General features: G+C 70.2%; 16 protein-coding genes. 15 read left to right on the forward strand and 1 reads right to left on the reverse strand.

The genetic code is table 11. The features are described from left to right. The first annotated feature begins 82 nt into the window (after nt 1–82). The 15 genes from ACT3UF_RS13245 to ACT3UF_RS13315 all read left to right on the forward strand — a co-directional run bounded on the left by ACT3UF_RS13245 (nt 83) and on the right by ACT3UF_RS13315 (nt 12,380). Nucleotides 83–1,195, forward strand: a complete 1,113-nt coding sequence (locus tag ACT3UF_RS13245) for an amidohydrolase family protein (RefSeq protein ID WP_442331935.1) — start codon at nt 83–85, stop codon at nt 1,193–1,195. Between the two features lie 293 nt (nt 1,196–1,488). Next, nucleotides 1,489–1,968 (forward strand): 30S ribosomal protein S16, encoded by a 480-nt coding sequence (gene rpsP / locus ACT3UF_RS13250; RefSeq protein WP_441443597.1) that lies wholly within the window; start codon nt 1,489–1,491, stop codon nt 1,966–1,968. Nucleotide 1,969: 1 nt separating this feature from the next. After that, nucleotides 1,970–2,212 carry a KH domain-containing protein gene (locus ACT3UF_RS13255; protein ID WP_345082588.1) on the forward strand — a complete coding sequence of 81 codons (243 nt, stop codon included), beginning with the start codon at nt 1,970–1,972 and terminating at the stop codon, nt 2,210–2,212. Between the two features lie 208 nt (nt 2,213–2,420). Then, nucleotides 2,421–3,239: a hypothetical protein gene (locus ACT3UF_RS13260; RefSeq protein WP_441443596.1), complete on the forward strand. Its 819-nt coding sequence runs from the start codon at nt 2,421–2,423 to the stop codon at nt 3,237–3,239. Then, nucleotides 3,236–3,820 (forward strand): ribosome maturation factor RimM, encoded by a 585-nt coding sequence (gene rimM, locus ACT3UF_RS13265; RefSeq protein ID WP_441443595.1) that lies wholly within the window; start codon nt 3,236–3,238, stop codon nt 3,818–3,820. Before ACT3UF_RS13260 ends, rimM begins: the two co-directional genes overlap by 4 nt. An 8-nt stretch (nt 3,821–3,828) precedes the next feature. Then, nucleotides 3,829–4,551, forward strand: coding sequence for a tRNA (guanosine(37)-N1)-methyltransferase TrmD (gene trmD, locus ACT3UF_RS13270; RefSeq protein ID WP_441443594.1), 723 nt, complete (start codon nt 3,829–3,831; stop codon nt 4,549–4,551). 332 nt (nt 4,552–4,883) lie between these two features. Next, on the forward strand, nt 4,884–5,234 hold the full coding sequence (rplS, locus tag ACT3UF_RS13275; RefSeq protein WP_010551346.1) for a 50S ribosomal protein L19: 351 nt from the start codon (nt 4,884–4,886) through the stop codon (nt 5,232–5,234). 8 nt (nt 5,235–5,242) lie between these two features. After that, nucleotides 5,243–5,821 carry a signal peptidase I gene (lepB, locus tag ACT3UF_RS13280; RefSeq protein ID WP_441443593.1) on the forward strand — a complete coding sequence of 193 codons (579 nt, stop codon included), beginning with the start codon at nt 5,243–5,245 and terminating at the stop codon, nt 5,819–5,821. Between the two features lie 30 nt (nt 5,822–5,851). Continuing rightward, nucleotides 5,852–6,625: a signal peptidase I gene (gene lepB, locus ACT3UF_RS13285; RefSeq protein ID WP_441443592.1), complete on the forward strand. Its 774-nt coding sequence runs from the start codon at nt 5,852–5,854 to the stop codon at nt 6,623–6,625. After that, a complete protein-coding gene (locus ACT3UF_RS13290; protein WP_441443591.1) occupies nt 6,622–7,464 on the forward strand; it encodes a ribonuclease HII in 843 nt (280 codons plus the stop codon). The genes lepB (ACT3UF_RS13285) and ACT3UF_RS13290 overlap by 4 nt, the downstream gene beginning before the upstream one ends. Continuing rightward, entirely contained in the window at nt 7,461–7,763 is a 303-nt protein-coding gene (locus tag ACT3UF_RS13295; protein WP_441443590.1) for a DUF2469 domain-containing protein, read from the forward strand. Before ACT3UF_RS13290 ends, ACT3UF_RS13295 begins: the two co-directional genes overlap by 4 nt. 190 nt (nt 7,764–7,953) lie before the next feature. Further along, nucleotides 7,954–8,484 (forward strand): YraN family protein, encoded by a 531-nt coding sequence (locus tag ACT3UF_RS13300; RefSeq protein WP_441443589.1) that lies wholly within the window; start codon nt 7,954–7,956, stop codon nt 8,482–8,484. Then, nucleotides 8,484–10,025: a YifB family Mg chelatase-like AAA ATPase gene (locus tag ACT3UF_RS13305; RefSeq protein ID WP_441443588.1), complete on the forward strand. Its 1,542-nt coding sequence runs from the start codon at nt 8,484–8,486 to the stop codon at nt 10,023–10,025. The genes ACT3UF_RS13300 and ACT3UF_RS13305 overlap by 1 nt, the downstream gene beginning before the upstream one ends. Next, on the forward strand, nt 10,022–11,254 hold the full coding sequence (gene dprA / locus ACT3UF_RS13310; RefSeq protein ID WP_441443587.1) for a DNA-processing protein DprA: 1,233 nt from the start codon (nt 10,022–10,024) through the stop codon (nt 11,252–11,254). Before ACT3UF_RS13305 ends, dprA begins: the two co-directional genes overlap by 4 nt. Nucleotides 11,255–11,390: 136 nt before the next feature. Next, the gene (locus ACT3UF_RS13315) at nt 11,391–12,380 is read left to right on the forward strand and encodes a tyrosine recombinase XerC (protein ID WP_441443586.1); all 990 of its coding nucleotides are present in this window, start codon (nt 11,391–11,393) and stop codon (nt 12,378–12,380) included. An 81-nt stretch (nt 12,381–12,461) separates the two neighbouring features. Here the strand turns inward: ACT3UF_RS13315 and ACT3UF_RS13320 are convergent, their stop codons facing one another. Further along, on the reverse strand, nt 12,462–13,196 hold the full coding sequence (locus ACT3UF_RS13320; RefSeq protein WP_441443585.1) for a peptidoglycan DD-metalloendopeptidase family protein: 735 nt from the start codon (nt 13,194–13,196) through the stop codon (nt 12,462–12,464). Between the last annotated feature and the right edge of the window lie 251 nt (nt 13,197–13,447).

The following is a 13,447-nucleotide window of genomic DNA, read 5'->3' on the forward strand; positions in this document are numbered from 1 at the left end:
GACAGGACGGGACAGGACGGGACGGGACGGGACAGGATGGCCGGACCCGAGGTGGCCCCCGGTGCTCAGATACCCTCGGATCATGCGCACTCCCGTCGGCCCATCCCCGGCCCTGCACCTGCGCGGGCCGGTCCTGCTGGGCCCCGACCGCGAGCTGCCGGAGGCGTGGGTGGCAGACGGCCGGATTCATCATGAGCGCCCCGAGCTCCCGGCCGGCGAGGAGGTCCTCGCGCTCGACGGCTTCACGGTCCCCGGCCTCGCGGATCTGCACTGCCACCTCGGGATCGCCGACGGCGGCGGGGGCACCACGCTCGAACAGGCCCGTCAGCAGGCGCTCACGGACCGCGACACCGGCGTGCTGCTGATCCGCGACGCCGGTTCGATCATCGACACCTCTCCGCTCCAGCAGCACAGCGACCTGCCGCGGCTGATCCGCTGCGGCCGACACCTCGCCCGCACCCGCCGCTACCTGATCGGCTACGCCGACGAGGTCGAGCCTGAGGCCCTCCCGGCCGCGGTGACTCGCGAGGCGCACCGCAGCGACGGGTGGGTGAAGCTGGTGGGGGACTGGATCGACCGCAGCCTCGGCGACCTGGCCCCGTGCTGGGACGCGGAGGACTTCCGCGCAGCGGCCGATGCCGCTCATGATGCGGGCGCCCGCATCACCACCCACACCTTCGACGAGGCGACCCTGTCGCTCGCCCTCGACGCCGGCTTCGACTGCCTCGAGCATGCCACCGGGCTCACCGACGCGACGATCGCCCGCGCCGCCGAGGCCAGCGTGCCCGTAGTCACCACGCTCGTGAACGTCGACGAGTTCGAGGCTTATGCGAGCCAGGGGGAGCGGAAGTTCCCCGCCTACGCCGCGCACATGCGTCGCCTGCGGGCGGGCCGATTCGACCGCACCCGCGATGCGCACGACGCCGGCGTGCAGCTGCTGGTCGGCACCGACGCCGGGGGAGTGCTGGGCCACGGCATCATCCACGACGAACTCGACGAGCTGGCCCGCGCCGGACTCACTGCCGCCACGATCCTGGACGCTGCCGCCTGGGCACCGCGCCGCTTCCTCGATGTGCCCGGGCTGGAGGAGGGGGCCCCGGCTGATCTGCTGGTGGTGCCGCGGGATCCGCGTGAGGACCACCGCGCGTTGCGGGAGCGCAGCCGGGTGGTGCTGGGCGGCAGGATCGTCGCCTGACGTCGTGCGCGAGGCGGTGAGGTCCGTGCACCACGGCGGGCGCGAGGCCAGCGTGTCCGCGCACCGGGGCGGGCACGGCTGCGCCAGCGGGTGACGCGCTGCGAGGCGTGTGCCCCGGCGCACACGGATCGGGGTGGAACGTCGACCCGGATCCCTGGCATAATCAACCCCTGTATGTGCATGGACCGGCCCTCTACCAGCCTGTGCACGACACCCCGAGAACCGCCAGCGCCCGCATGACCCCACAGGCTGCGGCGGGACTCACCCGAACATCTTTGAAGGAGTCCACCCACGTGGCTGTCAAGATCCGTCTGAAGCGCATGGGCAAGATCCGTGCACCGTACTACCGCATCGTCGTCGCCGACTCGCGCAAGAAGCGCGATGGCGCCGTGATCGAGGAGATCGGCAAGTACCACCCGACCGAGCATCCCTCGGTCATCGAGGTCGAGTCCGAGCGTGCACAGTACTGGCTCGGCGTCGGCGCACAGCCGACCGAGCAGGTCGCTGCGCTGCTGAAGATCACCGGCGACTGGCAGAAGGCCAAGGGCGAGGGCGACGCCGCCGGCACCCTGAAGACCGCCGAGGTCAAGAAGACCGCCGAGGAGCTCATCGCCGACGCCGACAAGGCTGCCGCCGAGTCCCGCGAGGGCGCGAAGAAGGCCAAGGACGCGAAGGACGCCGAGACCGCAGAGGTCGAGGCCGGTTCCGAGGAGGCCCCGGCCGAGGGCGAGACCACCGCCGACGCCGACGCCGCGGCGACCGACGAGGCCTGAGATGAGCGCCCGCGCCGACGCACTCGACCACCTGGTCCGGGGCATCGTCGATGACCCGGAGGCCGTGGCCGTGACCGAGAAGTCCACGCGACGCGGTCCGCTCCTCGAGGTCCGGGTCGGCGCCGCCGACCTCGGCCGTGTCATCGGACGGTCCGGCCGCACCGCCCGTGCCCTGCGCACGGTCACCGCAGCCCTGTCGGATGACGATGTGCGGGTCGACATCGTCGACGTCGACCGGCGCTGAGTTGCCTCGAGCCACTTCACGGAGCGGTGCTGCCTATCGGACCGAGAGGTCCGGGCAGCACCGCTCCTGGCTTTCCGGGTCGCGTCAGCCACAGGCGGTCGGATCCCGCGACCCGAAGGCTGTCGCCTCCCGCGTTGGTGCCGTCCTGCTGGGCCTGACCTTGCTGCTGGCAGGATGTGCAGCCGGTGGCACGAGTACCGAGGAGACCGTGCCCGGCACCGGAGCCGCCAGCACCGGCACCGTGGAGGAGACGCTCACCGAGGACCCCGCCCTCGATGCGGCATGCGCAGCCTTCTGGGGCGATCCGGATTACACCGATCCGCTCTCCAGGACCACCCTGGACCGAGCCGCGACCGCCCCGGAGGCGGGACCTACGGACCCTTTCTTCTATGAGATGACCGGGGACGACATCGACAGTGCTTTCGACGCAGCCCCCACGGCGGCGAAAGAGGCCGCAGCGGCACTGTCAGAGTGGTTCCGCACGGAGCCCGAGCGGGGCGCCGAGGCGGATGGCGACGCCTTCCGCATCGCCTGGGACGGAGTGGCCGGCAGCTGCAGCGGAGTCTCCGCCGCGGCGAGCTGGGCCGTGGGTCCAGGAGCCGACGGCACCAAACCGGCGGCCCTGGTCTGTGCTGATGTGTTCGACACGCCCGGCACCCTCACCCATTTCGGCAACGCCAATGTGCTGACCTCGAACATGTTCAAGCTGGTGGGGCTCTCTGCCCGGGAGGTCCCTGCGGATCGGATGGACGAGGTGCGGGAGACCTCGGACCTGCTGACCGCGGAGATCCTGGCAGTGGACGATGACGCGGTGGCCACAGCCCTCGAGCAGGTCCGCGTTCCGTTCCAGGACGCACTGGCGGGTGACTCCTGGTCGGACGGCCTGGATCAGCCGCTGACCGCGCTGAGCACCGCCTGCACTGACGCCGGGTACTCCTCACCGGACCCCGGGGAGATCGAGAACGGCGCCGTCATCGGCGCGAACGCCGCCCGCGAGGACGGCATGGACTACGGAGAAGGCTCATGAGCACACTCGACGTCATCGTCGCGACCATCGGCAGAGCGCATGGACTGCGCGGCGAGGTCGCACTGATCCTGCGCACCGACCAGCCCGAGGAGCGCCTGCAGGATGGCACCGCCTTCGACGTGCACGTCGACGGCCGTGCCCGCACGCTGACCGTGGGGCGATCCAGGCGCCAGCAGGACCGCTGGTACGTGAGCTTCGACGAGGTCGCTGATCGCACCGACGCCGAGTCCCTGCGCGGCGTGGACCTGACGATCGCGGTGGATGAAGAGCAGGAGGCCGACGAGGACCCCGAGGCCTGGTACCCGAGCCAGCTCAAGGGCCTGATCGTGCGCCATGTGGACGGCCGTGAGCTCGGCACCGTCATGGGAGTGGAGCACTACCCGGCACAGGACCTGCTGGTGGTGCGCACCCTGGACCGCCGTCGGGTCCAGCTGCCGCTGGTCGACGAGCTGGTGCCCGAGGTAGACATCGAGGCGGGCGTGGTGATCGCCGATCCTCCCGGCGGACTCTTCGACGCCCTTCCCGAGGACGAGCAGGGCCCGGAGCCGGAGACCTCCGCACCCCCGCGCGGGAAGCGCTGAGACCGACGATGCGCATCGACGTCATCACGATCTTCCCCGAGTACCTCGCGCCGCTCGAGCTGTCCCTGATCGGCAAGGCCCGTCGCGAGGGCCTCGTCGACCTGCACGTGCACGATCTGCGGCAGTGGACCCATGACCGCCACCGCACTGTGGACGACTCTCCGCTGGGCGGCGGCGCCGGCATGGTGATGAAGCCCGAGCCCTGGGCAGCAGCTTTCGCCGGGGTGCGCGTCGAGGGCCAGGAATCCCTCGGGGTCGACGTCGAGCCCCTGATCGTCTTCCCCAACCCTGCCGGGGCTCCCTTCGTCCAGGCCACCGCCCAGGAATGGTCACAGCGCGAGTGGATCATCTTCGCCTGCGGCCGGTACGAGGGCATCGACGAGCGGGTCTACGAGCATCTCGCCGATATCGGCTGCGAGGTGGCGCTCGCTTCCCTGGGCGACTACGTGCTCAACGGCGGCGAGGTCGCCGTGCTCGCGATCACCGAAGCGGTGGTGCGCCTGGTCCCCGGGGTGGTCGGCAATGCCGAGTCTCTCGTCGAGGAGTCCCATTCCGACGGACTGCTCGAGTACCCGCTCTACACGAGGCCCGCCAGCTGGACCGATCCCCTCGGGATGGTCCGGGAGGCGCCGCCGATCCTGCTCTCCGGGGACCATGCGAAGATCGCCGCCTGGCGTCGTGAGCAGTCCGTCCAGCGCACCGGTGAACGCCGCCCCGACCTGCTCCAGTGACCCGGACACCCGCAGCCGCCCGGCCTGCGTGACGCAGACGACAGTTCCGTACGCTGTGACCAGCGGCGACGAGAGGTCAGGGGCTTGCCGCGACTGGTCCCGCGCTGGCACAATGACCTCTTGTGCGCACCGCGCGCTCCTCTGCCTCAGGGGAGGGGCGCAGCAAGCGGTCGGGATGTTCCGTGGCGATGGGAGTCGCCGCCAGAGTCCCAGCACACCGGTACGGGGAGTTCGCTCCTCGCCGGATCGACAGTTCATGACGGGCCTCCCGCATCTCGGGAAGCTCGACGAACGAAGCTGTCCGACCTGAGGCGGAGGGCTGGAGAAGCATCATGCAGAAGCTCGATGAGCTCGACAAGGCCTCGCTGCGCGAGGACGTCCCCGCGTTCCGCGCCGGCGACAACGTCAAGGTCCACGTGAAGGTCATCGAGGGCAACCGCTCTCGTATCCAGGTCTTCCAGGGCTACGTCATCGGCCGTCAGGGCCACGGCGTGGGCGAGACCTTCCGCGTCCGCAAGATCTCCTTCGGCGTCGGCGTGGAGCGCGTGTTCCCCGTGCACGCACCGACCGTCGACAAGATCGAGGTCGTCACCCGTGGCGACGTCCGTCGCGCGAAGCTGTACTACCTGCGCAACCTCACGGGCAAGAAGGCCCGCATCAAGGAGAAGCGCGACCACTCCTGATCTCAGGAATGTCCCGCGACAACGCGAACGGACGGCGGCGGCCCCACTCGGTGGTGGCCGCCGCCGTCTGCGTCGTGCTGCTGCTGGTGATCGCACTGCTGGCGCGGGAGTTCGTCGCCCAGCCGTTCCGTGTCCCCTCGGCGTCGATGTCGCCGACCCTCGAGCCCGGTGACGTGCTCCTGGCGGACCGATCGCAGCGCGGCACCGCGGAGCGCGGTGACATCGTGGTCTTCGACGGCATCGGGTACTTCGCCCCGTCCGCGTCCGACGGCGACCGCTACTGGGTCAAGCGTGTGATTGCGATCGATGGAGACCGCGTCACCTGCTGCGATCCGAACGGCGCGATCACCGTGGATGGCGTCCCTCTGGAGGAGCCCTATCTGCCCGAGGGCACGGTCCCCAGCGAGATCGAGTTCGATCTGCAGGTCCCCGCAGGTCATATGTTCGTGCTCGGCGACAACCGCGCCGACTCCACCGACTCCCGTCACCTGCTCGGCGCTCCGGGCGGTGGGATGGTCCCGCTGGACCGCGTCGTGGGGGAGGCGGATCGCATCGTGTGGCCTCTCACTCGCAGCGGTGCCCTCTGACGCCCAGCATCTGCCGATAGGATCACCGCGATGAACGCGTCCGAAGAACCTCGCCCTGCTGTGTCCGATTCTGCGGACCCCGCACCTGGTGAGGACCGCTCCGACGCGGAGCGCGACTCCGAGCGCACCCACCGCCGTCAGCGGATGCCGCTGTGGCTCGACACCCTGGTCACCATGGCGGTCGCCCTGGTCATCGCCGTGCTGGTGAAGACCTTCCTGATCCAGCCCTTCTACATCCCCTCCGCTTCGATGAACCCGACCCTGCTGGAGAACGACAAGATCCTCGTCTCCAAGCTCAGTCCCGGAGTGTTCGACCTGCAGCGCGGGGACGTCATCGTCTTCGAGGACCCCGATGATTGGATCCCGGGCGACGCCACGGAGAACCCCACCCCGCGGGTGCGGGTGATGATGCTGCTGAGCATGGTGGGCCTCGCGCCGGACCCCTCCCAGGACCACCTGGTCAAGCGGCTGATAGGGGTGTCCGGCGACCGTGTCGTCTGCGAGGAGCAGGGCGGTGTCCTGGAGGTCAACGGCACGCCGCTCGAGGAGCCCTACATCAACCCTCAGACCTCTGCCTGCCAGGTCGCGTTCGATGTCACCGTCCCGGAGGGGAAGGTGTGGGTGATGGGCGACAACCGCTACGCCTCCGCGGACTCCGCCTGGCATGAGACCCAGGGAGACGGCGGCTTCGTCGACGAATCCGACATCACCGGCCGGGCCGAGGTCATCTTCTGGCCCACCAGCAGCTGGGACCGCCTGAACGACGGCCGCGAGACCTTCGCGACCGTTCCCGAGACGCCGTGAGCAGCCCTGCCCCCACCCTCGACCTCGAGCTCGCGCTGGCTGCCCGTCGAGGGCCCGGGCCTCGCATCGTCGTCGGCATCGATGAGGTGGGCCGCGGTGCGCTCGCAGGTCCGGTCGCCGTCGGCGCGTGCGCGATCAAGGTGGTCGACGGTCGAGCCCTGGCACTCCCCGAGGGTGTGAGGGACTCCAAGAAGCTGACCGCTCGGCGCCGCGAGGCGCTGGTGGACCCTATCCGCGCCACCGCCGCAGGCTCTTCGGTGGGCTGGGCGAGTGCCGGAGAGGTCGATGAGATCGGCATCATGCCTGCCCTCACCCGTGCCGCGCTGCGCGCGCTCGGTGCCCTCGAGCTGGAGATCGACGCGATCGTGCTGGACGGCGACGTCGATGTGCTCTCCGCCGCGCTGAGCACCGGCTCCGGACCGGCGCCGCTGGTCGAGCTGAGGGTCGCCGCAGATCGCGACTGTGCGAGCGTCTCGGCGGCCAGCGTCCTGGCGAAGGTCGCGCGTGATGCACACATGGTCGAGATCGACGCTCTGGCACCGGACTACTGCTGGGCCTCCAACAAGGGCTATGGCTCCGCTGTGCACCGCGAAGCCATCGACCGGCTCGGTCCGCATGAGCATCATCGCCGCAGCTGGCGGCTGAGCTCCACCGTTCCAGCGGCGTCGCCGACGCGCACGCTCTCTGTACCGACTGCGCTCTCTGTGCCGACTGCGCTTCCTGTGCCGACCGAGCCGGAGCCGTCTGACCCAGCGCTGGTGGCGGCAGCAGCCTCGACCACCGCTGGCGTACTGTGGGACGACGATTGGCACCTGTACGAGGGGAAGGAGCGTCGGTGAGCGCCCAGGAACTCGAGAATTACGAGTCAGACCTCGAACTCCAGCTGTTCCGCGAGTATCGCGATGTGGTCAGCCTGTTCACCTACGTGGTCGAGACCGAGCGCCGGTTCTACCTCGCCAACCAGGTGGACCTTCAGGTTCGCTCCGGCGGCGGCGAGGTGTTCTATGAGCTGCGGCTGGCGGATGTCTGGGTATGGGACATCTACCGTTCCACCCGGTTCGTGCGTTCGGTGCGGGTGGTGACGTTCAAGGACGTCAACATCGAGGAGCTCAACAAGCAGGACATCTCCCTGCCCTGAGCCGAGGGTCCGGGCTGCGCCAAGCCGGGCTGCGCCGGGCCATTCTGCGCCGGGCCTTGCTGCGAAGGGGCGCGTGATCCGAGCGGTTCCGCACCGCGGCGGCGCGCGACCGTTCCTCCACAGCCCTCCGTCATCCCCAAGATCCGCGCACCGGTACCGCGCTCGCTGAGCTCCCACCAGGCTGACTGGCATGAACAGTCTCGCCACAGCTCCTGATCCCTCGGCAGGGCGCCGCCCGGACCGCCGCCCCCGGCCCGCCGCCTCGGCAGCAGCCGACGGGCCCAGGCCGCCTCAGATCCCGGGCCCTGCAGCGCAGCCGCCGGTCATCGGCCCGGTCGCCGTGCCCAAGCCACGACGCGTGCGGGACATGTCCACCCGCGAGCTCGGGCAGGCGGGGGAGGACCTTGCTGCGGAGCATCTGCAGGCCTGCGGGTGGCAGATCGTGGAGCGCAACCTGCACCTGCGCCAGGGAGAGCTCGACATCGTCGCCCTCGCGCACACCACGCTGGTGTTCGTCGAGGTCAAGACCAGGCGTTCCTTCGTCACCGGCGTGCCGCAGGCCGCTGTCACCCCCGATAAGCTCCGAAGGCTGCGACGCCTCGCGGGTGAGTACTTGATGGAGCGATCGACCCCGCATCGAGATGTGCGGATCGATGTGGTGGCCGTGCACGCCCATCTCGATGGGACCTTCTCCCTCGAGCATCTCGAGGCGGTGTCCTGATGGGACACGCGCGCACCCTCTCGATCAGCCTCACCGGCCTGGAAGGAACTCTGGTCGAGGTCGAGGCAGACGTCTCGATGGGGCTGCCGGCCTTCTCCCTGGTGGGACTTCCGGACTCCTCGACCCTGCAGGCCCGTGAACGCGTGCGCGCCGCGGCAGCCCGCAGCGGGGTCCGGCTCGCCTCGCGCCGCATCACGGTCAACATGACTCCGGCCTGGCGGCCCAAGCGAGGTTCGGGTTTCGACCTCGCCATCGCGATGGCGGTGGTCGATGCCCAGGGCGACCTTCTCGTCCATGTGCCGGCGGACACCGTGCTGCTGGGGGAGCTGGGTCTCGACGGGCGCCTGCATCCGATTCCAGGAGTGTTGCCCGCACTGCTCGCAGCCCGCTCGCTCGGCATCACCCGCGCCATCGTCCCTGAGGAGAACCTGCCTGAGGCGCGCCTGGTGGAAGGGATCGAGATCGATGGCGCCGCCGACCTCACCAGCGTCCTGCACCGCTACGGCGCCGACGTCCCGCCCTCTCCCGTGCGAGACCCGAGCACTCCGACGCCTCCCGAACCGGTGGCGTCAGCGGAAAGCGGACTCGCACTGGACTTCTCCGATGTGATCGGCCAGGCCCAGGCGAGGCGCGCCGCCGAGGTCGCGGCCGCCGGCGCGCATCACCTGCTCCTGACGGGCCCGCCAGGAGCAGGGAAGACCATGATCGCCTCCCGTCTTCCCGGGATTCTCCCGCGACTCGGCAGCGCGGACTCCCTGGCCGTCTCCGCGATCCACTCCCTGGCCGGCCGCTTTGATGCCCGTGCCGGACTGCTGAGATCCCCTCCCTTCGAGAATCCCCATCACACAGCCTCCACCGCGGCCGTGGTCGGGGGAGGGTCGGGACTCGCCCTGCCCGGTGCGATCTCCCGTGCCCACGCCGGGGTGCTGTTCCTCGATGAAGCACCGGAGTTCTCCTCGCGAGTGCTGGAGGCGCTGAGGGAGCCTCTTGAGACCGGAGACATCACTCTCCACCGGGCCCGAGCGGTCACCCGTTACCCGGCACGCTTCCAACTGGTCTTAGCGGCGAATCCCTGCCCCTGCGGGATGGCCTACGGCAAAGGAGACCTCTGCCGCTGCACACCTCTGCAGCGACGTCGTTACCTGGCACGGCTCTCGGGGCCCGTGCTGGACCGGATCGACATGCGGGTCGAGGTCCGTCCCGTCGATGTCCACCGGGTCGAGGCGGAGCTCGCAGAGCCGAGCGAAGTGATCGCCGCCCGGGTGGCCACAGCTCGTGAACGACAGCTCGCCCGCTTCAAGGGCCGGGCGTGGTCAACCAACGCTCACCTGCCCGGTCCGCTGCTGCGGAAGGAGTTCTCTCCAGCCCCGTCCGAGCGCCGCCTGCTGGACCACGCCGTGGCACAGGGCCGGCTCACCCTGCGCGGGCACGATCGCGTGCTGCGACTGGCCTGGACCCTCGCCGACCTGGCAGGGGCGCTGCGCCCCACCGCTGAGCACATCGGACTTGCCCTCACCCTGCGCGAAGGAGAACCACGATGACCACCCCGACATCACCGGAGAGCGCGCCGGACCGCTACGGCGCCCGGGCATCGGCTGAGCAGGATGGTGCGGCCCGGATCACCTGGTCCGTGATCGCGGAGCCATCGGATTCGGTCGCGATGCTCGCCTGCACCCTCCTCGGACCGGTGGCGGCTCTCGATCTGGCCCGGCACGGCAGCAGCACAGATCTGCACCGCGCCCTCGGCGGCCAGCTGCCCGCACAGGCCTCGGATCCCGCCCCGGGAACGAGCCGTTCACGCGCCGAGCGAGCGCTCTCGCGGTGGCGGGCCCGGCTGGAGACCATCGTGCTCGAGGAGATCCTCGACGATGCCCAGCGGCGACGGATCAGGATCCTCACGCCGCAGGACGCCGAATGGCCTGCAGCGTTGGACGACCTACAGGAGACGCGTCCGCATTGCCTCTGGCTGCAGGGGCCGGGCCGGCTCGACCAGCTGGCCGGTGAACGATGCATCGCCCTGGTGGGCTCGCGGGCCTCCACTCCGTATGGCGAAGACACCGCCGGTTCCCTGGCTGCCGCCTTCGCCGCCGGTGGCGGTACCGTCGTCTCGGGCGGGGCGTACGGGATCGACGCCGCCGCTCACCGCGGTGCGCTCGCCGCCGACGGAGGAGCAACCCTCGCCATCCTCGCCGGAGGCCTGGACCGGCTCTATCCGCGAGGCAACTCCGATCTGCTGGAGCGGATCCGAGACCGGCACCTGCTCCTCAGCGAAGCGCCCCCGGGCACCGCCCCGACCCGATGGCGGTTCCTGGCCCGCAACCGCCTGATCGCCGCCCTGTCCCGGGCGACGGTCGTCGTGGAAGCGTCCTGGAGATCCGGAGCGCTGTCCACGGCTCGGCTGGCAGATCAGCTCTCGCGGCCGGTCGGAGCTGTGCCCGGACCGATCACCTCCGCAGCCAGCGCCGGCTGCCACCGCCTGATCAGGGAACGCGGCGCAGTGCTGGTGACAGAGTCAGCGGATCTGTTGGATCTGCTTCCCGGTGGCCCTGCCGCCGGGGAAGGCAGCTGGGCGGTGCAGGATGAGCTGGACCTGCTCAGTCCCGCAGACAGAAGGGTGCTGGACGCCGTGCCGCCGAGGTCGAGCATCTCCCCAGCCCGGCTCACGGACGAGATCGGCTTCACCGCTCAGGAGGTGGAGGCGGCCCTGGCGCGGTTGGGACTGCTGGGGCTGGTGGTGCGGACCGCGGAACGTGTCCGGCGCGCCCCCTGACCCACCGCGCTCCCGACACGATGCATCTCGACGCGCCCGGCCAGCGGCGCACTCACCTCTCCCACGTCTGCGTTTCGCCACGCCTGCCTTTCGCGTGGGTGCACGGCACGGACCTGGATGCACGACACTGAGGGGTATGAGCACCGAGTCCGGGCACGCAGAGGGGACTGTCGTCGAGGACTTCGTCGCGCACCTCCGCCTCGAACGGGGACGTTCCGAGCACACCGTGCGCGCATATCGCCAGGAGGTCGCCGGGCTGGTCGAACATCTGCGGGATGCCGAACGCATCCCCGTGGCTGAACTGGACGTCGCGGCGCTGCGTTCCTGGCTCGCGGAGCGGGCCGACACCGGGGCGAGTGCGAGCACCCTTGCCCGCTCCGCGGCGGCGGCACGGACCTTCACCTCCTGGCTCGCGGCGACGGGACGGATCCCGCACGACGTCGGGGGAAGGCTGCGCGCACCACGGCGAGGTCGCCACCTGCCCACCGTGCTCACCGGAGACCAAGCGGGCGAGCTGCTCGATGGGTTGAGCGCACCGGAGCCCGCCCTCGAGCACGCAGGCGCCACTTCTCAGGACGCCGCGCCCCCGGACCCGGTGGAACGAGCGGTGAGGCTCCGTGATGCAGCTGTCCTGGAGCTGCTCTACTCCTCCGGGCTCCGGGTCTCCGAGCTGGTCGCCCTGAACCGTTCCGGCATCGACCACGGCCAGCGCACCGTGAGAGTGCGCGGAAAGGGAGACAAGGAGCGGATCGTCCCTGTCGGGCTCCCTGCGCTCAAGGCCATCGAGCAGTGGCAGGAAGCTGGTCGGCCGGTGCTGCTCGAGGCCGCGGGCGCGGCGGCCGGCGCCGACGATGCACTCTTCCTCGGTGTGCGCGGCGGACGGCTCGGCGATCGCGCGGTGCGCACCCTGGTGGATCGTCACGCGTCCGAGGCCGGGATATCCCGGCACATCTCGCCGCACACCCTGCGGCACAGCGCTGCCACCCATCTCGTCGAAGGCGGAGCAGACCTGCGCAGCGTGCAGGACTTCCTGGGACACTCCTCCCTGGCGACCACACAGATCTACACCCACGTCAGTGCCGAGCGCTTGCGCCGGACAATCGATCAGGCCCATCCTCGCGCGTGAGCTGCCGCCGGTCAGACAGCCGATGATCTCCGCTCATACGACGTGCTCATGCGACGTCCTCATGCGACGGAAGCCTGTCGCTCAGGCGCGGGAAGCCTGTCGCAGGCCGGGCCGGTGGCTGCGGACTCCACCTCCCGAGATCCACGTCCCGCTGCCGTTCTCTGAGACCGTCTCCGCGTCCCCGCGAACCCCGGAGGGCACCAGTCGCGGGGAAGTCCCGCCGACGGGGCTCGCGCCTGGGCCCGTCGGCGGCTGCACGCCACCTGCGCCGCCGACACCCGATCGCCCATCAGCCCAGGGCAGCAGGACGCTCGGCCCGCGCCCTCCGAGCAGGAGCAACGGGTCCACATAGTCCTCGCCCCGTCGAGCCCCCAGATGGAGGCACTCGGTACCCGGGCAGTGAGAGAGCTCCGATTTGTCCACGAGCGTCCCCAGCGTCGTCCCTGTGTCCACTTGATCGCCCGCCGCGACAGTCCCGGTCACTGGCTCATAGGTCGAGATGAGTCCGTCCGCATGGGTGACCGAGACGACCCCGCGCCCTGCCACCATCCCGCTGAACCTGACAGTGCCAGGAGCCACCGCGCGCACCACGACGCCCGCGACTGGCGCTGCGATGTCGATTCCTCGGTGGCCGGGACCGTAGCGATGCTCCGGTGCCTCGAAGGGCGCGATCACCTGATGGGGAGGGGGGAGCGGCCACTGCCACGGCGGCGCATCCGCCTGCGCGGGCGCGACACCCGCGAAGAGCAGCAGCAGACTCACCAGCCCCAGACGCAGCACGGCAGCCGGAGACGGGGCGAGGAATGAGATGGCCATGAGCGCCATCCTCCTCAGCAGTGTCCGCCGGCCGCTCGCGTCCAGGTCGTGCTGTGGATGGCGCGTCGCTGTGGAGGAACCGTCGGCGAACCAGCGTCCGCAACGAGTCTCCGCAAAGACTCTCCGCGACGAGTCCCTGCAATGATTCTCCACGACGAGTCCCCGCAACGAGTCCCCGCAACGAGTCCCCGCAACGAGTCCGCGCAACAAGACAGGGACGAGCCCGCGACATGCCCGCGATGAGCCGTTGA

It is taken from the genome of Brachybacterium sp. AOP24-D1-21, from assembly GCF_052378665.1.
In the GTDB taxonomy this organism is placed as follows: domain Bacteria; phylum Actinomycetota; class Actinomycetes; order Actinomycetales; family Dermabacteraceae; genus Brachybacterium.